This window comes from Mycobacterium sp. GA-0227b, assembly GCF_001499855.1.
Taxonomy (GTDB): domain Bacteria; phylum Actinomycetota; class Actinomycetes; order Mycobacteriales; family Mycobacteriaceae; genus Mycobacterium.
The window spans coordinates 255,375-274,553 of record NZ_LQIK01000031.1 but is presented as its reverse complement, the minus strand read 5'-3'; the positions used below and the strand labels follow the sequence as shown (position 1 = coordinate 274,553).

Genomic DNA, 19,179 nt, shown 5'->3' with positions numbered 1-19,179 from the left:
ATTCTGTCGTCGAGATGGCCTGACGAGCCATGCAGGCGCGCCGCGATGATCATGTTCACACGTGACGGACCGATCACGTCGTCCCAGGAGGAGCGATTGTCAGTACAGATAGACGACCGCGTCGTTTCCTCCGGTGCACCGCACGACTTGGCCGCTCGACGATTGCCAAGGCTGCGACGCAGCCAGCATGGACCATGCCGCTGAATGGCGGCGCGCTCTCCGCGCCGCACTAACCGGCGGGAAGGGACAGTCAACGACCGACGCCCGTGACTCGACTGCGGAACAAAGGCGTGTAGATCTGGTCAGCGCCGTGCACAAACTGGAGACTGCCTCCCGGATCGGCCCCGCTAACCTCGCTGGTAGCGGACCGATTGCGTTGACGACGCTACAGAAGCGGAGGCGCGCGTAAACGTATCTACCGATGATCAAACTCCGTGAGTGGACAGCAGCCCTGCGCCGGTTCCTGGCGGGCTTGGCCAGCCGATACTCAGCCCAGGTGCGCGGTAAGCAGGAGGGCCGGCAGAGACTTTCGACCGTTGGGCTCATCCCTGAGGTCACGCATCGGGAACAGGTTCTCGATGCCCTCGGGAAACACCGCGTGGATGCGCGCAGGCTTGATGTCGTCGATCACCCAGTATCTCGCCACGATTTCCCGCAGCTCATCTTCGGTGACGGCGTAGGCGGGAATGCCGTCGGGCAGGCCCGCCTTGTCGAACACCAGGACGAAGTACGACGCTGCTGGCGCGGCGGCGCGCACGAGGGATTGGTGGTAACCGTCGCGAGCCTCGACTGGAATCGCGTCGAACACCGAGCTGTCGACGATGGTGCCGAACCGGCCGTCGTAGCCGGTGAACCCGCTGATGTCGGCGACCTCGAAGCTGGCGTTGGTCAGGCCACGCCTTTCGGCTTCTGCCGTGGCCAGTTTGATGGCGGTGGGCGATAGGTCCAATCCGACGGTGGTGAACCCCCGCTGCGCCAGATGCAGCGAGATGGCGGCCTCACCGCAGCCCACGTCAAGCACGTCGCCGTGGAATCTGCCCTGCTCGACTAACGCGGCGAGCTCCGGCTGCGGTTCGCCGATGCTCCACGGCGGTTTCCCTCCCGCACTTATCTCGGGCGTCTCTCCCCGGTAGGCCGATTCGAACATTTCGTCTGTCGGTTCAAACATGACAGCGTGTCTCCTTCGTATCGGGGTTCGGGCACAAGGGTTTGGGGTTCGGGCACAATTCTGCGAGCAGTTGGTGTTAGGGGCCGGGGTTCGGTTAGGCGGGTATCACGCCGAGTTGCCGCAGCTGGGAGTAGACGTCGACGACGCCCCAGATTTCAGCGATTTTCCCGTCGGTGAATCGGGCGATGAAGATCTCGTTGTAGGTGATGGTTTTCCCGGTGGGGGGCAGACCGCGGTAGTCGCCTTGGTGGGTCCCAGTGACCGTGTTTCGCAGGACGACTTTGTCGTGGTGCGCGATGGCGTCGTTGGTGGTGACGTGGATATCGGGGAATGCCTGCAGGAGGACTGTCCACACCTGCTTTATCGCTTGCGGTCCCGATTCGTTGGTGGGTACCGGCGCGTGAAAGATCGCGTCTGGCCGGAAGGTCTCATCGATCAACGTGGAAATCCGTTGTAAGTCACCGCTGTTGGTCGCATCATGAAACCGCTCGAAGGTGGCGATGTTGGTGCTTTCCTCGGGTGTGACCATGGTGCTCTCCTCGGGGTCTAGGTGGAGGGTGGATTGCTGTTCGTGGACTGGGATGGCCTTGTGATCGCTGGGCATGAATACACCCGAAGTGAACACGGCCAGTGCGGCCGTCAGGATGGCGAGGATCGCGGGCGCTGCAGTATGGGTGAGTTCGTGCCGGCGGAAATGCACGATCACCGCACCGACCATCAACACCGTAAGCCCAATGGCTGCCGCCAAACTCACGACGGGCCAAAGGCGAAAAATTGGCGGGGCGATGAGTCCGATGGCCCCTAGACACTCTGCGGCACCTATCCATCGGATCTGAGATCGTGTGAAGCCCTCGGCCCATCGGTAGCCATGGTCGAGGAGTTTCTCGCGAGATTGAACGACCTTCATCGCGCCGGAAGCCAAGAAAGCCACGGCCAGTACGGCGGTGACGATCCAGACCACTATCGACATCTTTAACCCGCCTTCTGATGGGGCGCAGCATTCGCCGTTGAACGCACCGCAACACACCTTCGGGCGGTGGGTTGCATGGGTCGAACTCCGGGTCGCTGGGGATCAGTGGTTCGGGGCACGCCCAGCCCGCGGCCACGTGGTCGATGGTCGCCGCTGGCGGCGAAAATGCCGCGGACTTCGGCCACCGCTGCCGCGGTGATGTCTGGGTCAAGTGGAGGTTTCATCGGTAAACGCTTTCGTCGGAGTGCCTCTACCTACTTCGACGACGCGACGCCGCGATGTGTCAGGTCGAGGGGTGAACCTGACATATCGCGGTCGCATTTCGTCGAAGTAGACGAGACCCTGATGAGACGACGTCTGCGCGAGGGAGACTGGCCACACGATGAGCACCGATGACATGTCGACACCGGACGGCCAGGATGCCGGCTTGACCACGGTGATGCGAGAACGGCGCCATCTGATCAACCTGGCCTACCGGCTGCTGGGGTCGGCGACGGATGCCGAGGACGCGGTGCAAGAGACCTACGTCCGCTGGTACGCCATGGAGCCCCAAGAGCGCGACACCATCGACTCTCCCGGCGGCTGGCTGACCACAGTAACCAGTCGAATCTGCCTCGATCTACTCGGCTCGGCCCGAGCGCGCCGGGAACGCTATGTCGGCCAATGGGTTCCCGAGCCGCTGCCCGCAACAGCCGACTGGATCGGTGCTCACGAAACACCCGGCCCGACCGTCGGCGACCCCGCTGACCGCATCACCCTCGACGAGTCGGTCACCATGGCATTTCTCGTCACCCTGGAATCCATGACTCCCGCCGAGCGTGTCGCGCTGATTCTGCACGACGTGTTCGGTTTCTCGTTTCCCGAAGTCGGCGACATCGTCGGCCGCACAGCGGGCGCATGCCGCCAGCTGGCTTCCTCGGCGCGCCAGCGCGCTCGCACGCACACGAGCGCCCCGACTCCGCAGTCCCGGCAGGCCGACACAGTCCGGGCGTTCAAGAAAGCCTGGAAATCCCAAAACATCGACGCCCTCCTCAGCCTTCTCGACCCCAACGCAACCGCGATCGCCGACGGCGGTGGCCTCGCCCGGGCGGCGCTGCGCCCGATCGAGGGAGCCGAACGCATCGCACACCACTACATGGCGCTCGCTGCCGCCATGCCCGCCGACGTGACCGTTGTCGAATGCACGGTCAACGGCCAACCCGGCCTGGCAATGCGCTACGGCGATGCCACCGTAACGGTGTTCGCATTCGACATCGCGAACGACCGCGTCAAACGGATCTGGGCCGTTCGCAATCCCGACAAGCTCACGCACTGGCAGCCCACGGCCGTGGGCCACGACATGCGACAAGAACAAACCGACGACTCCATCGAGAAGGAACGCGATGAGGGTTGACTTCGCCAACAAGACCGTAGGCGGCTTCAATTACGAGTTCCTCCGCGGATTGTCGCGCTGTTGCCCCTGCACGGAGGACCCCAAAACCTCAGCAAGACAGCACAAGCCACCCGACGGCGCGTCTGGGACATTGCCGAGGCCATTCTCGAACAGGGGCGACTCGACTACACCATTCGCAACGACGTCACCGACGTCATCGGATTCGGCGCACTACTGGCCCACACACTCGCGGTGCTGCACCGACAAAAGCAGATCTATCTCGCGGGCCTTGCACCGCGTGGCTCGACATTGAAGGAGTTGCCGAAATGACCACCGAGACTGTCCTTGCCGTCGGTGCCGCCGGACACGCCGCCGGAAACGTGGTGACGTCCTTGGCGGCGCGAGGGCTACGAGTGCGCGGATTCATCCATGACCCAGAGAAGGCTCAACAAGTCCTGCACCGGGGAGCCAGCGAAGTCAGCGTCGGCGATCTGAGCAACCCCACAGACGTGCGGGCCGCACTGGACGGTGTGGAGTTGGTGTTCTACATCGCGCCTGCCTTCATCGACGACGAAGCGGACATCGGCGTTTCCTTCGTCAAGCAAGCACGCGCCGCGGGCGTGCGCCGCTTCGCGTTCTCCTCGGTGATCCATCCGTCGCTCGACCTGATGAATCACGCCGCCAAGGCACCCGTTGAACGTGCGCTGTACGACTCGGGCATGCAATACGCCGTCTTCCAACCGGCACTGTTCTTCCAGAACTATGCGGCGTCTTGGAAGCGCATCCTCGACACCGGCGTACTGGCAGAGCCGTGGGCGAACGAAACCCGTTTCTCCCGTGTGGATTACCGCGACGTCGCTGATGCCGTCGCGCTCGCGCTCACCGAGGACCGACTGGTAGGCGGAACCTACGAGTTGGCATCCGATGGTCAACTCGATCGCTACGACGTCGCCGACGCGATAAGCCGCGTCGTGGGCCGCCCCATACGACCCCAACGCCTCGATCCCAACGACCTCGGCGACGTCAAGCCTGCGATGAAGACGATGTTCAGCCACTACGACCATGCGGGGCTTGTGAGCACCGACGTCACGCTGACCGCCGTCCTCGGCCGGCCGCCACGCACTCTCGAGGATTACTTCCGCGAGCTGTCAGCGCAGGGCACGTGAGCTCACCATGAACCCGAACGAACGTTCACCGAACCCGCCCGCGCCACGTCTCACCGATATGCGTCGCTGCGTTTGGCAACGTTGAACACCGTCACCTCGCCGTCGGCATCGTCGATGGAGTACACCACCCGGTATTGTCCAAAGCGCACACGCCAATCGCGTTGACTTCCAACGAGTTTCTTCGCGTTCACCGGCCGCGGGTCGTGGGACAGACCGATCACCACCTGCAAGGCTGTTTCCAACTCAGCACGCGGAAGCCGCTGCAATTGCTTGAGTACATCAGGGTGAAACGAGATTCTCATCCGGCAGCGAATGCGTCCGCGTCGACACCGAGCTCGTCGAGCATCTCTGCGAGAGGTACCGCGCGAAAGGAGTTGGCTCGTAGCTCGCGGAGTCGGAGCGCGTCGATGACGTCAGCGTGCTCATGCAACCGCTCGTAGTCGGCCAAGCTGATGATCACCGCGACTTCGGTGCCACTGTCGGTGATGATGGCTTCTTCGCCTGTCGAGGCCACCGCCCGTACAACCGCTCCCAGACTGCTGCGAAGATCCCGCAAACTATGGGTACTCATGTGTACACATGTTACATGTCGTTCTAAGAACGACGCATCAGCCGTATATGTCGCCGTCCGCTCTGCCCGAGCGAGAGACTTGGCAGCCACCGCGATCTCGCCGGCAGGTTGCAGCCGCACCGAAGAGCCGAGCTGCACCGTCAACGAAGAACGCCCCCGGCCGACTGACCGGGGGCGTTCTGTAGAGCTCACTCAGTGATGGTGGTGATGACCATGGCCGTGGCCCTCGTCCTCCGGTTCCTCCGGCTTGTCGACCACCGCAGTCTCCGTCGTCAGCACCATGCGGGCCACCGACGCCGCGTTCAGCACCGCCGACCGGGTGACCTTGACCGGGTCCACGACACCGTCGGCCGCGAGATCGCCGAACGCCAGCGTGGCGGCGTTGAAGCCCTGCCCGGCGGGCAGTTCGGCGACCTTGTTCACCACGACCGCACCGTCGAACCCGGCGTTGGTGGCGATCCAGTACAGCGGTGCAGCGAGCGCGGCGTCGAACACGTCGACGCCGAGGCGCTCGTCACCGGTCACGCTGTCGCGCAGCTTGTTCAGCGCCTCGCGCGCCTTGACCAGCGCCGCACCGCCGCCGGCGATGATGCCCTCCTCGACGGCCGCCTTGGCCGCCGCGACGGCGTCCTCGACGGCCTCCTTGCGCTTCTTCAGATCGGTTTCGGTGGCCGCGCCGACCTGGATGACGGCGACGCCGCCCGCCAGTTTGGCCAACCGCTCCTCGAGCTTCTCGCGGTCCCAGTCGGAGTCGCTGGCTTCGATCTCGGCCCGCAGCTGCGCTTTACGCGCCTCGATGGCCTCCTTGGTGCCGCCACCGTCGACGATCGTGGTGCTGTCCTTGTCCACCACCACCCGCCGCGCCGTGCCCAGCACGTCGAGGCCGACCTCGCGCAGCACCAGCCCGACGTCCGGGTTGACGACCTGACCGCCGGTGACGATGGCGAGGTCGTCGAGGAACGCCTTGCGGCGGTCGCCGAAGAACGGCGCCTTGACCGCGACGGCCTTCAGCGTCTTGCGGATCGCGTTGACCACCAGTGTCGAAAGCGCCTCGCCTTCAACGTCTTCGGCGACGATCAGGAGCGGCTTGCCCGCCTCGGCGACCTTCTCCAGCAGCGGCAACAGGTCCGGCAGCGAGCTGATCTTCTCGCGGTGCAGCAGCACCAGCACGTCCTCGAGCACCGCCTCCTGGGCGTCGAAGTCGGTGACGAAGTACGCCGACAGGTAACCCTTGTCGAAGCCGATGCCGTCGGTGATCTGCAATTCGGTGTTCAGCGTCGACGATTCCTCGACCGAGACGACGCCGTCGGCGCCGACCTTGGTCATCGCCTCGCCGACCAGTTCGCCCACCTGCTGGTCACGCGAGGAGACGGTGGCGACCTGCGCGATGCCGCTCTTGTCCGACACCGGCGTCGCCGAGGCCAACAGCGCATTGGACACCGCGTCGGCGGCCTTGGAGATGCCTGCACCCAGCGCGATCGGGTTGGCGCCCGCCGCGACGTTGCGCAGACCGCCCTTGACCAGGGACTGCGCCAGCACCGTCGCGGTGGTGGTGCCGTCGCCTGCAACGTCGTTGGTCTTGGTGGCGACCGACTTGACCAGCTGGGCGCCGAGGTTCTCGAACGGGTCTTCCAACTCGATCTCACGGGCGATGGTCACGCCGTCGTTGGTGACGGTCGGCCCGCCCCAGGCCTTGGCCAGCACGACGTTCCTGCCGCGCGGACCCAGAGTCACCCGCACCGCGTCGGCCAGCTTGTCTACGCCGGCCTCCATTGCGCGGCGCGCAGTCTCGTTGAACTCAATCTGCTTGCTCATCGCTGCCTTTCCTTACGCCTCAACGGGCTGCAATTCCCCATGGACGCATGCCGCCCCGGAAATCACCCGTCTAGACGGGGATTCCCGGGGCGGAACACGGGTGCTTACTTGTTGACGACGGCCAGCACGTCGCGAGCCGACAGGATCAGGTACTCCTCGCCGTTGTACTTGATCTCGGTGCCGCCGTACTTGCTGTAGATGACGGTGTCGCCCTCGGAGACGTCCAGCGGGATGCGCTTCTCGCCGTCCTCATCCCAGCGGCCGGGGCCGACTGCGACGACGGTGCCTTCCTGCGGCTTTTCCTTGGCGGTGTCGGGGATGACCAGACCGGAAGCGGTCGTGGTCTCGGCCTCGTTGGCCTGAACGAGGATCTTGTCCTCGAGTGGCTTGATGTTAACGCTCGCCACGATGGAGCCCTCCACTAGTTCGGGTATCGATCCGGGGTCCCGGATCTCTCAGTTACCAGGTGTTCGGCATGCGTCCGTGCCCACGCACCGTCGTCGCGGGTGCCGGCGCAGGGGTTGGCCGCGTGCCACCTAGCACTCTATACACGAGAGTGCTAGCACTCAAGGTCGGGCTGCGACAAGATCACGCCACTTGGCCCTGCACCACCGGCAGCCCCGGGTCGCTGGCCGCATCCAGGGGCGACGACGACGCTCCCGCAGCGATCAGGTGCGCGGCGAACGAAGCGATCATCGCGCCGTTGTCGGTGCACAACCTGGGCCGCGGGATACGCAGCGTCAGCCCGTTGGCGACGCACCGCTCCTCGGCCAGTTCCCGGAGCCGCGAGTTCGCCGCCACCCCGCCGGCGATCAACAGCGTCTTGACTCCCAGTTCGTTGCACGCGCGCACGGCCTTGAGCGTCAGCACGTCGGCGACCGCCTCCTGGAAGCCCGCGGCCACGTCGGCCTGCGGCGCGTCCGGGTGGCTCTCGACATAGCGCGCCACACTGGTCTTGAGTCCGGAGAAGCTGAACACATACGGGTCGTCGCGTGGGCCGGTCATTCCGCGAGGGAACACGATCGCATCGCGATCCCCCTCCCGGGCAAGGTCGTCGAGCACCTTGCCGCCGGGGTACCCGAGGCCGAGCAGCCGCGCGACCTTGTCGTAGGCCTCGCCTGCGGCGTCGTCGACGGTGCTGCCCAGTTCGATGATCGGCTCGCCCAGCGACCGCACGTGCAACAGGTTGGTATGCCCGCCCGACACCAGCAGGCCGACGCTCTCGGGCAGCGGGCCGTGGTCGTACACGTCGGCGGCCAGGTGCCCGCCCAGGTGGTTGACGGCGTAGAACGGCACCTGCCACGCCGCCGAATACGCTTTGGCCGCAGCCACTCCCACAAGCAGTGCACCCGCCAGGCCCGGTCCGATCGTCGCCGCGACGACGTCGGGTTTGGCCAATCCGGCCGCCTGCAGCGCGCGTCGCATCGTGGGGCCCAACGCCTCCAGGTGCGCGCGGGACGCGATTTCCGGGACGACGCCGCCGAACCGCGCGTGTTCGTCGACGCTCGATGCGACCTCGTCGGCGAGCAGCGTCACCGATCCGTCAGGACCCAATTCGGCGATCCCGACGCCGGTTTCGTCACACGAGCTCTCGATGGCCAGGATGATCATGTCGAATCGCGCCTCATCGTATAGGCGTCCGCGCCGCTGGCGCGATAGTAGCGCTTGCGTATCCCGATGTTGACGAAGCCGACGCTTTCGTAGAGCTTGATCGCCGCTTCGTTGTCCGTGCGGACCTCCAGAAATACCGCGCCGCCTGCCGCGTGCTCGAGTAGTTCGGCGAGCATCCGGCGGCCGATACCCTGCCCCTGATAGGCGGGGTCGACGCCGATTGTGTGAATCTCGTACTCGTAGGGCTGCTTTCGTCCCAGCCGCGCGATTCCCGCGTATCCGACGAGCTTGTCCTCGTCGCGTGCGGCGACGTAGCGGATGTGCTTGGCGGCGAGTTCGGCGAGGAATGCGCGCGTCGGCCACGGGTCGTCACCGTCGAACAGCTGCGCCTCCAACTCGGCGCACCGGCCGGCGTCGGATGGCTTGAGCGGGCCGTACTCGATGTTCATCGGCCGACGACCGACGGTTTGGCGTCGGGGCGGCGCAGATACAGCGGCACCAGGGGCGCCGGCTCGGTCGTCCAGTCCGTGACCGCACGCACCAGCCCCGCGACGGTCGGATAGACCGGCGGTCGCGCGAGCACCTCCGCGGCCCCGGGCACGTCTGCCGGCGCGTTCACCGCCGGCCCGTCGACGCGGACCCCGTCGCGGTAACGCGCCCAGTACACCTCTCGGCGGCGCGCGTCGGTCACGACAAGAACGTCCGAGCCGTCGCCTCTGCTTTCAATGCCGATCGCGTCGAGGCTGCACACGCCGTGCACCGGTACGCCGAGGGCGTGCCCGAAGGCGGCGGCGCTGGCCATCCCGACGCGCAGACCGGTGAACGGCCCGGGCCCGCAGCCGACGACGACGGCGCCGAGGTCGGCGACGGTCACCTGGGCGTCGGCGAGCGCGGCGACCACGTTGGGCGTGAGCTGTTCGGCGTGCGCCCTGGAGTCGACGGTCACCCGCTCGGCCAACACCTCGAGCCCATCCAGGCGGACGACACCCGCGGTGACCGCCGGCGTCGCAGTGTCGATGGCCAGGATGAGCGTCACGGGCTGCTCCACGTCCAGATCGCGGTGCGGACCTCGGTGTCGCGAGCCCGCTCCAGCCGGATGTCGAGATGGCTGTCGGAGAGCCGTTCGGCCAGTCCCTCGCCCCATTCCACGACGACCACCGCGTCGTCGAGATCCGTGTCGAGATCCAGCGAGTCGAGTTCGGCAAGCAGATCTACCGAACCGTGGTCCAGGAGCCGGTACAGGTCGACGTGGATCATGGCCGGCGCGGCCGGGCGGCGGGCACGGTGTACCCGAGCCAGCACGAACGTCGGTGAGATCACCGGTCCGTCCACATCCATCGCCTGCGCGATGCCCTTGGCCAACACGGTTTTTCCCGCTCCCAGCGGCCCGGACAACACGACGACATCGCCCGCGCGCAGCTGCTGCCCGAGTTGCGCCCCGAGCGCGACGGTGTCGTCGGCGGTGGGGAGTTCAGCTGTGCCCGAGGCGCGCTCAGCCATGGTTGCGGACCTTTTCGCGTACCCGGCGGGTGAGCGCGACGAGCTTGGACGGTGTCGAGCGTTCGACGAGCCGCACGAGTGCGTCGTTGATGGCCTCGGGCTGCTCGAGCTGGACGAGATGGCCTGCGCCGCCGACGATCACCAGCTGGGCCTTCGGCAGTGCGGCTGCCATGGCCTGCGAGTACTCCATCGGTGTGAGCAGGTCGCGATCCCCGCACGCGATCAGCGTCGGTACCTTGCGCAATGTCGCCAAACCCTCGCTCTCGTCGTGCACTTCGAGGGCGTGCAGGAACTCGACGAGGGTCGCGATCGGGGTGCCGTGCATCATCCGTTCGGAGAACGCCACGACGCTCGGGCTGATCTCTTCGTCACCATAGGACGCGGCCCGCAGAACCGGGGCGATCACCGACTTCGCGGCGCCGCGCGTTCGGTGCACCGTCTTCGGCGCGTAGCGCACCGCGAATCGGGCCGCCTCCAGCGCCGGGTTCTTCAGGATCTCGCCGAGCGGGGACCGCGAAACACCCTCGGCGGCAGAGGCGATGAGCGCGGCACCGACAACCCGGGTCGGATACCGGTGCGGGAACTGCCGTGCGTGCGACAGTACGGTCATCCCGCCCATCGAGTGACCGACCAGCACCACCGGACCGCGCGGGGCTACCACCGCCAACACCGCCTCCAGGTCCTGCCCGAGCTGTGTCACCGTGTACGTCTCGGGTGGCGCCTCGTCCGACTGACCGTGACCACGCTGGTCGTAGAACACCATCCGGACCTGGGTGCCCCACTGCTCGGTCAACCTGACGCGCTGAAAGTAGAAGGCGCCCATTCGCAGACAGAATCCGTGTGCGAACAGCACCGTCAACGGTGCGTCTTCGGGGCCGACCTCGCGGACGGCCAGCGACACCCCGTCCGGGGTGGTGACGACGGAGCTACGGTCGGCGTCGAGAAGCTCGAAATCCTCGTCGCGGTACTGGTCGTCGGCGGTGACGCGGCGCCGCAGCGAACGGGCGACAGACATCCCGGCGGCGCTGCCGACGGCGGTCAGTCCAGCCGCGCCCGCGAGCCAGCGCGTGTTCGAGTTGCGGCCGCGTGGCCGGGGGAAACCGAGTTCACTCAACGTGTTTCGCCCGTCGACCCGGTGTAGGTCCGCACGAAACGACCGCGCGGGCTGGTCACCACTTCGTAGTTGATGGTGCCGAGCAGGTCCGCCCAGTCCTGCGCGGTTGACTCACCCTGGGTGCCCGGCCCGAACAGGATCGCGTCGTCACCTTCGACGACGTCGCCATCGGATCCGAGGTCGACGACGAACTGATCCATGCAGATTCGCCCGACACCGCGGCGCAGCCGGCCGTTGATCAGCACGTCGATGCGGTTGCTCAAATTGCGGAAGACACCGTCGGCGTACCCGACCGGCAACAGCGCCACCGTGGTGTCGCGGTCGGCGACCCAGGTGTGCCCGTAGGACACACCGTCCCCGGCCCGCAGCGACCGCACCAGCGCCACCGGGCATTTCAGCGTCATCGCCGGGCGCAGCCCCATGTCGCCGCGTTCGGGTATCGGGGTCTGGCCGTACACCGCGATGCCGGTGCGCACAAGATCGAAGGCCAGGTCGGGCCGTGTCATCGCCGCCGGGCTGTTGCTCAGGTGCACGATCTCGAAGTGCACGCCCTGTTCGGCCGCAAAGCTTCGCATCTCGATGAGTCGTTGCGCCTGTTGGCTATTGAGCGGATCGTCGGGATTGTCGCCGTGTACGAGGTGCGACATCAGTCCGCGGACCCTGAGCGCGCCGTCGGCCTGCGCACGCTTCACGGCGCTGATCATCGCCGGATAGTCGGCCGGGCCGACGCCGTTGCGGCTCAGCCCGGTGTCGGCTTTGACGGTGACCGAGGCGCTGCGTCCGGTCCGGGTGACCGCGTCGAGCAGTTCGCAGAGCTGGCGCACCGACGACACGGCGATCTGCACGTCGACGGCTACCGCGGGCGCGAAGTCGGTGCCGGGCGGGTGCAGCCAGGCCAGCACCGGAGCGGTGATGCCGTCGCGTCGCAGCGCCAACGCCTCGGCGACCGTCGCCACCCCGAGTTCGGCGGCGCCTGCGGCCAGGGCCGCCCGACCCACTTGGGTGGCGCCGTGGCCGTAGCCGTCGGCTTTGACGACGACGAGCACCTGCGCCGTGCCCGCGCGTTCGCGCAGCAGCCGCACGTTGTGGGCGATCGCATCGAGGTCGACGACCGCCTGCGGGGCCGCGGTCGCGGTCGAATATGCCTGCAAGGTATCCATCTGGCCCAATTGTCCCAGACCGTCCGCTCAGGCCGTCGAAGGTGAACTTGTGTTCGATTCTTCGCCGATTTTCGCGCTCAAGTCGACGGTCGACGCGCGCTTCAGTGCGCGAACGGCTGCTCGCGGTCGAAGTGGCCCTGCGGCTTGAGCTCGTCGAGGTGGGCCAGCACCGTGGCCAGATCGTCGTACAGCGCCCGGGCCAGGTCTGCGGACAAACCCTCCCGCACCACGATGCGCAGCATCGTGACGTCCGCGGCGCCTTCCGGCATCGTGTAGGCGGGCACCTGCCAGCCGTAGGAGCGCAACGCCTGGGACACGTCGAACTCGGTGTAGCCGAAGTCGCCGGCCAGTTTGAAGCTGACCACCGGGATCGCGGACCCGTCGGCGACGACCTCGAAGTGCTTGCTATCGCGGAGCTGGTCGCCCAGCCACCGTGCCGTCTGCGAAAGACACTGCATCACTTGCGAATACCCGCCCCGGCCCAGACGCAGGAAGTTGTAGTACTGGCCGACCACCTGGTTGCCGGGCCGCGAGAAGTTCAGCGTGAAGGTCGGCATGTCGCCGCCGAGGTAGTTGACGTGGAAGACCAGGCCCTCGGGCAGGCACTCCGAATTGCGCCACACCACAAACCCGATGCCCGGATAGGTCAGGCCGTACTTGTGGCCGCTGACGTTGATCGACACCACCCGCGGCAGCCGGAAGTCCCATTCCAGGTCGGGATGCAGGAACGGCACCACGAAACCGCCGCTGGCCGCGTCCACGTGGACCGGAACATCGAGCCCGCCGCCCGCGGCGAGGTCGTCGAGCGCCGAGCAGATCTCGGCGATCGGCTCGAGTTCACCGGTGTACGTGGTGCCCAGGATGGCCACCACCCCGATGGTGTCCTCGTCGATGTTCTCCAGCACCTGCTCGGGCGTGATGACGTAACGGTCCTCCGCCATCGGCAGATATCGCGGTTCGACGTCGAAGTAGCGACAGAACTTCTCCCAGACCACCTGAACGTTGGCGCCCATCACCAGGTTCGGCGTGCGACCCTTCCAGTCTTTCCCGACGCGTTCGCGCCAACGCCACTTCATCGCGAGGCCGGCCAGCATCACCGCCTCGCTGGAACCGATCGTCGACACCCCGACCGCGCTCGACGGGTCGTCGTCGCGCAGGCCCTCGGCGTGGAACAGGTCGGCCACCATGCACACGCAGCGCTGCTCGATCGCCGCGGTCGCCGGGTACTCGTCTTTGTCGATCATGTTCTTGTCGAAGGTCTCGGCCATCAGCTTTTCGGCCTGCGGGTCCATCCATGTCGTGACGAACGTCGCCAGATTCAGCCGCGAGCTGCCGTCGAGCATGAGCTCGTCGTGGATGAAGCGGTACGCGGCATCGGGATCCATCGCATCGTCGGGCAGCCGTAGCGACGGCACGGGCGCCATCGCCAGCCGTCCGGTGTAGGCGGGGGCGACCTGCGGCGCGTGGCTGCGCGTGGGCGACATGTGGTTCCTCTCGTTACAGACTGGCTAGGGCACTTCGGACGTGCGCGAGAATCCGCGACGCAGAAGTCGGGGCGGGATGCGGTCCCGGATCGGAAGCGGCCAGGTTTGCGGCACGGGCGTGGACGAATGCCGCGGCGGCGGCGGCCTCGCCGGCGGGCAGGCCCGCGGCCAATAGCGCGCCGATGATGCCCGTCAGCACGTCGCCGGATCCGGCTGTGGCGGCCCATGATTCGCCCGCGGGGTTGAGGTACACCGGTCCGCCGGGCTCGGCGATGACAGTCACGTTGCCCTTCAGCAGCACGGTCACACCGAGCCGGTCGGCCAGCTTGCGGGTGGCTCCGACGCGGTCGTCGCCGGGAGCCGAACCGGCCAGCCGCGCGAACTCACCGGCGTGCGGGGTCAGCACCGTGGGCGCCGCGCGACCGTTGACGAGGTCGGGATGCGCAGCCAGGATAGTCAGGCCGTCGGCGTCGACGACGACCGGCAGGCCGCTGTCCAAGGCGAACCACAGCGCCGCCGCACCGGTGTCATCGGTGCCCAGACCGGGTCCGACCGCCCACGCCTGCACGCGGCCCGAAGCGCTGGCGCTCGGCGCGGCAATCACCTCCGGCCACTGCGAAAGAACCTGCTGCCCAGCACTTCCCGCGTAACGCACCATGCCCGACGTCGCAGCGACCGCCGCCCCGGTGCACAGGACCGCGGCGCCCGGGTAGATGGCGGACCCCGCGAGGACGCCGGTGACCCCCTGGGTGTACTTGTCGTCCGTCGGGCCCGGCACCGGCCAACGGGCGGCCACATCGGCGGCGTCGAACGACATCGTGTCGGACAACGGCAGATCCAGCCCGATGTCGACCAACTCGACGCGGCCGCAGTCGCCCAGTGCGTGAACGGGTTTGAGGCCACCGAAAGTCACGGTCACCGTGGCCCGCACATGCGGCCCGTCGGCCACCCCGGTCTGCACGTCCACGCCGCTGGGAATGTCGACGGCGACCACGGGAATGGCGGCTTCCTCGACGGCGGTGAACACCTCGGCCGCGTTCGGCCGCAGTGACCCGGTGCCCGAGATTCCGACCACGCCGTCGATCACCAGGTCTGTCTCTGCGGGGACCGTTTCGACGATCCGTCCGCGTGCGCCGGTGAACGCTGCGAGCGCCGTGCGGTGAGTGCGGTCGGGATTGAGCAAGATTGCGTCGGCCGCGGCGCCGCGACGGCGCAGGAACGTCGCCGCCCACAGCGCGTCGCCGCCGTTGTCGCCGGAACCGACGACCGCGCAGACGCGGCGACCCGAAATCCCGCCGGTGCGCAGCATGAGTTCGCGGGCGATCGCGACGGCGAGACCGTAGGCGGCGCGGCGCATCAGGGCACCGTCGGGCAGGGACGCCAGGAGCGGCGCTTCAGCCTCGCGGATCTGGTCGGCGGTGTAATAGTGCCGCATCGTCGCCCACGTTAGTGTGCGCGGCGCCCGACCGTCAGGCATTCGCGCCGCGCGATGGGGCGCCGCCCGACCGCCGAAACTGAACTTATTGTCGAAATTCCTACAGATTCGCGCTCATATGCTCAGTTTCGGCGATCGGCCTGCTTCCAGAAATCCGCTGCCCGTTCGGCGATCTCGGCCGCGTACTCGCCGTTGATCGCGTGCGAGGCGTCGCGCCACAGTTCGACCTGCCCGCGGGCCAGCAGCCTTCGCGCCCGCTCCGCCGCCCGCTCCGCGTCGTGCATCACGCTGCGACCGCCGATCAAAGCCAGCACCGGGATGTCCAACGAGCGCAACTGCTCATCGGTGATCATCGCGGGCATCGCCTTGCGCACTGTGTAATCGCTTGAACCGGCCGAGATCAGTGCCGCCTCACTGGCCGCCTCGTCGATGTCGGCGCCACCGGAGATCCAGCTGAGCACACGTCTGCGCAGGGCCGCGGGAACGCCGGGAAGGAACAACGCGGGCGAGGCCAGCACCGCCTTGATGGCGATCGGGGTGAACGTGAACACCGGATCGAGCAGCACCAGTGAGGCGGCTCGGCCCGGGCGTCGGACGGCGTAATTGGTCGCCCTCCATCCGCCGATCGACACCCCCATCAGGTGCACCCGGTGCAGTCCGATTCCCGCGACTGTTTCGTCCAGCCACTGCGCCTCATCGTCGGGGCCGGTGATCGGCTCGTCCTGCACGGACAACCCCGCCTCGCCGAGCAGGTCGATGCCGAAGACGGTCCGGTGCTGCAGCAGGTGGGCGATGTTGCCCCGCCACATCGGGGTGGACGCATTGCGCCCGGGTAGCAACACGACCGGCGTCCGCTCCGCAGGTTCGCCGAACCGATACACCCGGACGGCACCGAACGAGGTTGACACATCCTGTGATTCGCTGACGGTCGGCAGCTCGGCCATCGCCGCCCGGTAGACGTCGAGGAAGTGGGCGCGAGCCTGGCCGCTCTTGAAGCCTCCGACCCGGCTCGGCACTACTCGACGGTGACGGACTTGGCCAGGTTGCGCGGCTTGTCGACGTCGTAACCGCGGGCCTGCGCGACGCCGGCGGCGAACACCTGCAGCGGAATCGTCGACAGCAGCGGCTGGAAAAGCGTTGAGACGGCGGGGATCTCGATCAGATGGTCGGCGTACGGGCGGACGGTGTCGTCCCCCTCCTCGGCGATGACGATGGTGATCGCGCCGCGGGCCTGGATCTCGCGGATGTTCGACAGCAGCTTGGCGTGCAACATCGGCGAGTTCTTCGGTGACGGCATCACGACGATGACGGGGAGGTCGTCTTCGATCAGCGCGATCGGACCGTGTTTCAGTTCGCCCGCCGCGAAGCCCTCGGCGTGCATGTATGCCAGTTCTTTGAGTTTGAGGGCGCCTTCGAGCGCGACCGGGTAGCCGACATGCCTGCCGAGGAACAGCACGGTCTGCGACTGCGCGAAGCGGTGCGCCAACGCCTTGACCGGTTCGACGGTCTCCAGGACGCGGGCGACGAGGTCGGGCATGGCCTCCAGTTCGCGATATTCGCGCTCCACCTCGTCGGGGTACTTGGTGCCGCGCGCCTGCGCCAGCGCAAGCCCGACAAGATAGTTCGCCGCGATCTGAGCGAGGAAGGTCTTCGTCGACGCCACCCCGATCTCCGGTCCGGCGCGGGTGTAGAGCACCGCATCGCATTCGCGTGGTATCTGGCTGCCGTTGGTGTTGCAGATCGCCAGCACCTTGGCTTTCTGCTCCTTGGCGTGCCGGACCGCTTCCAGCGTATCGGCGGTCTCGCCGGACTGCGAGATCGCGACAACGAGCGTGTGTTGGTCCAAAACCGGGTCACGGTAACGGAATTCGCTGGCAAGCTCGGCTTCTACCGGCAGCCGGGTCCAGTGCTCGATCGCGTACTTGGCCAGCAGCCCGGAATGGTAGGCGGTGCCGCAGGCGACCACGAACACCTTGTCGATCTCGCGCAGTTCCTGATCCGACAGGCGCTGCTCGTCGAGCACGATGCGGTTGCCTGCGAAATGGCCGAGCAGCGTGTCGGAGACCGCCGCGGGCTGCTCGGCGATCTCCTTGAGCATGAAGTACTCGTAACCGCCCTTTTCGGCCGCCGACATGTCCCAGTCGATATGAAAAGTGCGAGCACTCGCGGACCCATCGTGGCCGTTGAAGTCGGTGATGCGGTAACCGTCGGCGGTGACGACGACCGCCTGATCCTGGCCGAGTTCCACTGCGTCGCGGGTGTGTTCGATGAACGCGGCGACATCCGACCCGACGAACATCTCGCCGTCGCCGACGCCGACGACCAGCGGGGTGGAACGGCGCGCCGCGACGATCATGCCCGGATCGTCGGCGTTGGCGAACACCAGCGTGAAGTGGCCCTCCAACCGGCGCAGCACCGCGAGGACGGACGCGGGGAAGTCGCCCGCGGTGGGGCCGTGACGGAACTGCCACGAGACGAGGTGCACCGCGACCTCGGTGTCGGTGTCGCTGGCGAACTCCACCCCGGCCTGCTCGAGTTCGGCCCGCAGCGCGGCGTAGTTCTCGATGATGCCGTTGTGGACGACCGCGATCTTGCCTGCGGCGTCACGATGCGGGTGCGCGTTGCGGTCGGTGGGCCGGCCGTGGGTGGCCCAGCGGGTGTGCCCGAGGCCGGTGCTGCCCGCCAGGCCGGCGGCGCCGGTTTCGGTCAGCGCCGCTTCCAGGTTGGCGAGCCGCCCGGCCCGGCGACGGACGGTGAGCCCGCCGTGGCCGTCGAGCAGGGCGATACCCGAGGAGTCGTATCCGCGATACTCCATCCGGCGCAGCGCGTCGACGACGATCTCGCAGGCAGGACGCTGCCCGACGTAGCCGACGATTCCGCACATAGGCAATCAGGGTAGTGCAAGAGCCGGCTGAAACCCGGTCGGCTACGGTCGTCTGGTGGCCAGCACGAAGAAGCTCTTCAAGGCCCTTACCCGCCGCGGCCCGCACCGCGTTTTACGCGGTGACCTGGCCTTCGCCGGGATTCCCGGCGTCGTCTTCACTCCCGAAGCCGGGCTGAACCTGCCCGGTGTCGCGTTCGGCCACGACTGGCTTGCCGGAGCGGACCGGTACCACGGCACCCTCGAGCACTTGGCGTCCTGGGGCATCGTCGCGGCGGCGCCGGCGACGGAAACGAGCCTGGCTCCGTCCGCGCTCAATCTGGCCTATGACCTGGGCACGACGCTCGACATCATTTCCGGTGTCCGACTGGGCCACGGAGACATCAGCGTGCACCCGACCAAGCTCGGCGTGCTCGGGCACGGGTTCGGTGGCTCGGCAGCGGTGTTCACCGCGGCCGGGATGCCCGTCAAACCGAAATCCGTGGTTGCGATCTTCCCCACAGTCACCGCGCCACCCGCCGAGGAGCCCGCGACGACGCTGCAGGTGCCCGGGTTGGTGCTGAGCGGGCCGGGCGACCCGATGACACTGCGGTCCAACGCGGTGGAACTGGCTCGGGTGTGGAAGACGGCGACGCTGCGCACCGTGAACAAAGCCAAGCCCGGCGGCCTCATCGAGGGCCGCCGATTGGCCCGGGTCGTCGGCCTGCCGGGAGCCGACCGCAGCACCCAGAAGGTGGTCCGAGCGCTGATCACCGGTTATCTGCTGCACACGCTGGCCGGCGACAAGGCGTACCGCGACTTCGCCGACCCCGAAGCGGCGCTGCCGAAGGCGCCGCCCGTCGACCCGTTCGCCGACGATCCGGTGGATCTGGAGAACAAGGTCGTCGCACTGCTCAAGCCCTAAGGTGACCAACCAACCGGTTGGGTGTATA

20 protein-coding genes are annotated in these 19,179 nt (G+C 67.1%); 4 read left to right on the top strand and 16 right to left on the bottom strand.

Translation table 11 applies throughout. The features are described 5' to 3' along the window. Window positions 1-487 precede the first annotated feature (487 nt). Both AU185_RS20625 and AU185_RS24875 read right to left on the bottom strand, forming a co-directional pair. Window positions 488-1,168: a class I SAM-dependent methyltransferase gene (locus AU185_RS20625; protein WP_059101433.1), complete on the bottom strand. Its 681-nt coding sequence runs from the start codon at window positions 1,166-1,168 to the stop codon at window positions 488-490. A 94-nt stretch (window positions 1,169-1,262) separates the two neighbouring features. Continuing rightward, window positions 1,263-2,138, bottom strand: a complete 876-nt coding sequence (locus AU185_RS24875) for an ester cyclase (protein ID WP_082683998.1) — start codon at window positions 2,136-2,138, stop codon at window positions 1,263-1,265. 382 nt (window positions 2,139-2,520) lie between these two features. Here AU185_RS24875 and sigJ point away from each other — a divergent pair, with 382 nt between their 5' ends. Genes sigJ through AU185_RS20605 form a run of 3 tightly spaced genes read left to right on the top strand, consistent with a single transcriptional unit; the run spans window position 2,521 to window position 4,676 of the window. After that, entirely contained in the window at window positions 2,521-3,531 is a 1,011-nt protein-coding gene (sigJ, locus tag AU185_RS20615; RefSeq protein WP_231740422.1) for an RNA polymerase sigma factor SigJ, read from the top strand. Window positions 3,532-3,591: 60 nt separating this feature from the next. Continuing rightward, window positions 3,592-3,840, top strand: coding sequence for a hypothetical protein (locus AU185_RS20610; RefSeq protein WP_231740421.1), 249 nt, complete (start codon window positions 3,592-3,594; stop codon window positions 3,838-3,840). Then, entirely contained in the window at window positions 3,837-4,676 is an 840-nt protein-coding gene (locus AU185_RS20605) for an NmrA family NAD(P)-binding protein (protein ID WP_059101432.1), read from the top strand. Before AU185_RS20610 ends, AU185_RS20605 begins: the two co-directional genes overlap by 4 nt. A gap of 50 nt (window positions 4,677-4,726) precedes the next feature. Here the strand turns inward: AU185_RS20605 and AU185_RS20600 are convergent, their stop codons facing one another. The 14 genes from AU185_RS20600 to glmS all read right to left on the bottom strand — a co-directional run bounded on the left by AU185_RS20600 (window position 4,727) and on the right by glmS (window position 18,250). Continuing rightward, entirely contained in the window at window positions 4,727-4,978 is a 252-nt protein-coding gene (locus tag AU185_RS20600; RefSeq protein ID WP_059101431.1) for a type II toxin-antitoxin system RelE family toxin, read from the bottom strand. Then, window positions 4,975-5,247, bottom strand: a complete 273-nt coding sequence (locus AU185_RS20595) for a type II toxin-antitoxin system Phd/YefM family antitoxin (protein WP_082683997.1) — start codon at window positions 5,245-5,247, stop codon at window positions 4,975-4,977. The genes AU185_RS20600 and AU185_RS20595 overlap by 4 nt, the downstream gene beginning before the upstream one ends. A gap of 192 nt (window positions 5,248-5,439) precedes the next feature. Beyond that, window positions 5,440-7,062 (bottom strand): chaperonin GroEL, encoded by a 1,623-nt coding sequence (gene groL, locus AU185_RS20590; protein ID WP_059101429.1) that lies wholly within the window; start codon window positions 7,060-7,062, stop codon window positions 5,440-5,442. 104 nt (window positions 7,063-7,166) lie between these two features. Continuing rightward, window positions 7,167-7,469: a co-chaperone GroES gene (groES, locus tag AU185_RS20585; RefSeq protein ID WP_046754122.1), complete on the bottom strand. Its 303-nt coding sequence runs from the start codon at window positions 7,467-7,469 to the stop codon at window positions 7,167-7,169. Between the two features lie 181 nt (window positions 7,470-7,650). Next, window positions 7,651-8,673 carry a tRNA (adenosine(37)-N6)-threonylcarbamoyltransferase complex transferase subunit TsaD gene (gene tsaD / locus AU185_RS20580; RefSeq protein ID WP_059101428.1) on the bottom strand — a complete coding sequence of 341 codons (1,023 nt, stop codon included), beginning with the start codon at window positions 8,671-8,673 and terminating at the stop codon, window positions 7,651-7,653. Beyond that, window positions 8,670-9,122, bottom strand: coding sequence for a ribosomal protein S18-alanine N-acetyltransferase (gene rimI, locus AU185_RS20575; RefSeq protein ID WP_059101427.1), 453 nt, complete (start codon window positions 9,120-9,122; stop codon window positions 8,670-8,672). The genes tsaD and rimI overlap by 4 nt, the downstream gene beginning before the upstream one ends. Beyond that, window positions 9,119-9,721, bottom strand: a complete 603-nt coding sequence (gene tsaB / locus AU185_RS20570) for a tRNA (adenosine(37)-N6)-threonylcarbamoyltransferase complex dimerization subunit type 1 TsaB (RefSeq protein WP_231740420.1) — start codon at window positions 9,719-9,721, stop codon at window positions 9,119-9,121. Before tsaB ends, rimI begins: the two co-directional genes overlap by 4 nt. Next, window positions 9,706-10,173, bottom strand: a complete 468-nt coding sequence (gene tsaE / locus AU185_RS20565) for a tRNA (adenosine(37)-N6)-threonylcarbamoyltransferase complex ATPase subunit type 1 TsaE (RefSeq protein ID WP_059101426.1) — start codon at window positions 10,171-10,173, stop codon at window positions 9,706-9,708. The genes tsaB and tsaE overlap by 16 nt, the downstream gene beginning before the upstream one ends. Further along, entirely contained in the window at window positions 10,166-11,188 is a 1,023-nt protein-coding gene (locus AU185_RS20560) for an alpha/beta fold hydrolase (RefSeq protein WP_082684007.1), read from the bottom strand. Before AU185_RS20560 ends, tsaE begins: the two co-directional genes overlap by 8 nt. Before the next feature lie 95 nt (window positions 11,189-11,283). Then, window positions 11,284-12,447: an alanine racemase gene (gene alr, locus AU185_RS20555; RefSeq protein WP_059101424.1), complete on the bottom strand. Its 1,164-nt coding sequence runs from the start codon at window positions 12,445-12,447 to the stop codon at window positions 11,284-11,286. Between the two features lie 101 nt (window positions 12,448-12,548). Continuing rightward, window positions 12,549-13,931: a glutamate decarboxylase gene (gad, locus tag AU185_RS20550; RefSeq protein ID WP_059101423.1), complete on the bottom strand. Its 1,383-nt coding sequence runs from the start codon at window positions 13,929-13,931 to the stop codon at window positions 12,549-12,551. 13 nt (window positions 13,932-13,944) lie between these two features. Further along, complete coding sequence (locus tag AU185_RS20545) at window positions 13,945-15,366, bottom strand: bifunctional ADP-dependent NAD(P)H-hydrate dehydratase/NAD(P)H-hydrate epimerase (protein WP_059101422.1); 1,422 nt, start codon at window positions 15,364-15,366, stop codon at window positions 13,945-13,947. 122 nt (window positions 15,367-15,488) lie between these two features. Then, window positions 15,489-16,382: an alpha/beta fold hydrolase gene (locus AU185_RS20540; RefSeq protein WP_059101421.1), complete on the bottom strand. Its 894-nt coding sequence runs from the start codon at window positions 16,380-16,382 to the stop codon at window positions 15,489-15,491. Continuing rightward, window positions 16,382-18,250, bottom strand: a complete 1,869-nt coding sequence (glmS, locus tag AU185_RS20535) for a glutamine--fructose-6-phosphate transaminase (isomerizing) (protein ID WP_059101420.1) — start codon at window positions 18,248-18,250, stop codon at window positions 16,382-16,384. The genes AU185_RS20540 and glmS overlap by 1 nt, the downstream gene beginning before the upstream one ends. A 55-nt stretch (window positions 18,251-18,305) precedes the next feature. On the opposite strand from glmS, the gene AU185_RS20530 reads away from it, so the two are divergent. After that, window positions 18,306-19,151, top strand: coding sequence for a dienelactone hydrolase family protein (locus AU185_RS20530; protein WP_059101419.1), 846 nt, complete (start codon window positions 18,306-18,308; stop codon window positions 19,149-19,151). The last annotated feature ends 28 nt before the right edge of the window (window positions 19,152-19,179 follow it).

Bases quoted from the DNA above. Each gene is read 5' to 3' on its own strand.
- AU185_RS20625 (WP_059101433.1), bottom strand. From the start codon at position 1,168: ATGTTTGAACCGACAGACGAAATGTTCGAATCGGCCTACCGGGGAGAG.
- AU185_RS24875 (WP_082683998.1), bottom strand. From the start codon at position 2,138: ATGTCGATAGTGGTCTGGATCGTCACCGCCGTACTGGCCGTGGCTTTC.
- sigJ (WP_231740422.1), top strand. From the start codon at position 2,521: ATGAGCACCGATGACATGTCGACACCGGACGGCCAGGATGCCGGCTTG.
- AU185_RS20605 (WP_059101432.1), top strand. From the start codon at position 3,837: ATGACCACCGAGACTGTCCTTGCCGTCGGTGCCGCCGGACACGCCGCC.
- AU185_RS20600 (WP_059101431.1), bottom strand. From the start codon at position 4,978: ATGAGAATCTCGTTTCACCCTGATGTACTCAAGCAATTGCAGCGGCTT.
- AU185_RS20595 (WP_082683997.1), bottom strand. From the start codon at position 5,247: ATGAGTACCCATAGTTTGCGGGATCTTCGCAGCAGTCTGGGAGCGGTT.
- groL (WP_059101429.1), bottom strand. From the start codon at position 7,062: ATGAGCAAGCAGATTGAGTTCAACGAGACTGCGCGCCGCGCAATGGAG.
- tsaD (WP_059101428.1), bottom strand. From the start codon at position 8,673: ATGATCATCCTGGCCATCGAGAGCTCGTGTGACGAAACCGGCGTCGGG.
- rimI (WP_059101427.1), bottom strand. From the start codon at position 9,122: ATGAACATCGAGTACGGCCCGCTCAAGCCATCCGACGCCGGCCGGTGC.
- tsaE (WP_059101426.1), bottom strand. From the start codon at position 10,173: ATGGCTGAGCGCGCCTCGGGCACAGCTGAACTCCCCACCGCCGACGAC.
- AU185_RS20560 (WP_082684007.1), bottom strand. From the start codon at position 11,188: ATGTCTGTCGCCCGTTCGCTGCGGCGCCGCGTCACCGCCGACGACCAG.
- alr (WP_059101424.1), bottom strand. From the start codon at position 12,447: ATGGATACCTTGCAGGCATATTCGACCGCGACCGCGGCCCCGCAGGCG.
- gad (WP_059101423.1), bottom strand. From the start codon at position 13,931: ATGTCGCCCACGCGCAGCCACGCGCCGCAGGTCGCCCCCGCCTACACC.
- AU185_RS20545 (WP_059101422.1), bottom strand. From the start codon at position 15,366: ATGCGGCACTATTACACCGCCGACCAGATCCGCGAGGCTGAAGCGCCG.
- glmS (WP_059101420.1), bottom strand. From the start codon at position 18,250: ATGTGCGGAATCGTCGGCTACGTCGGGCAGCGTCCTGCCTGCGAGATC.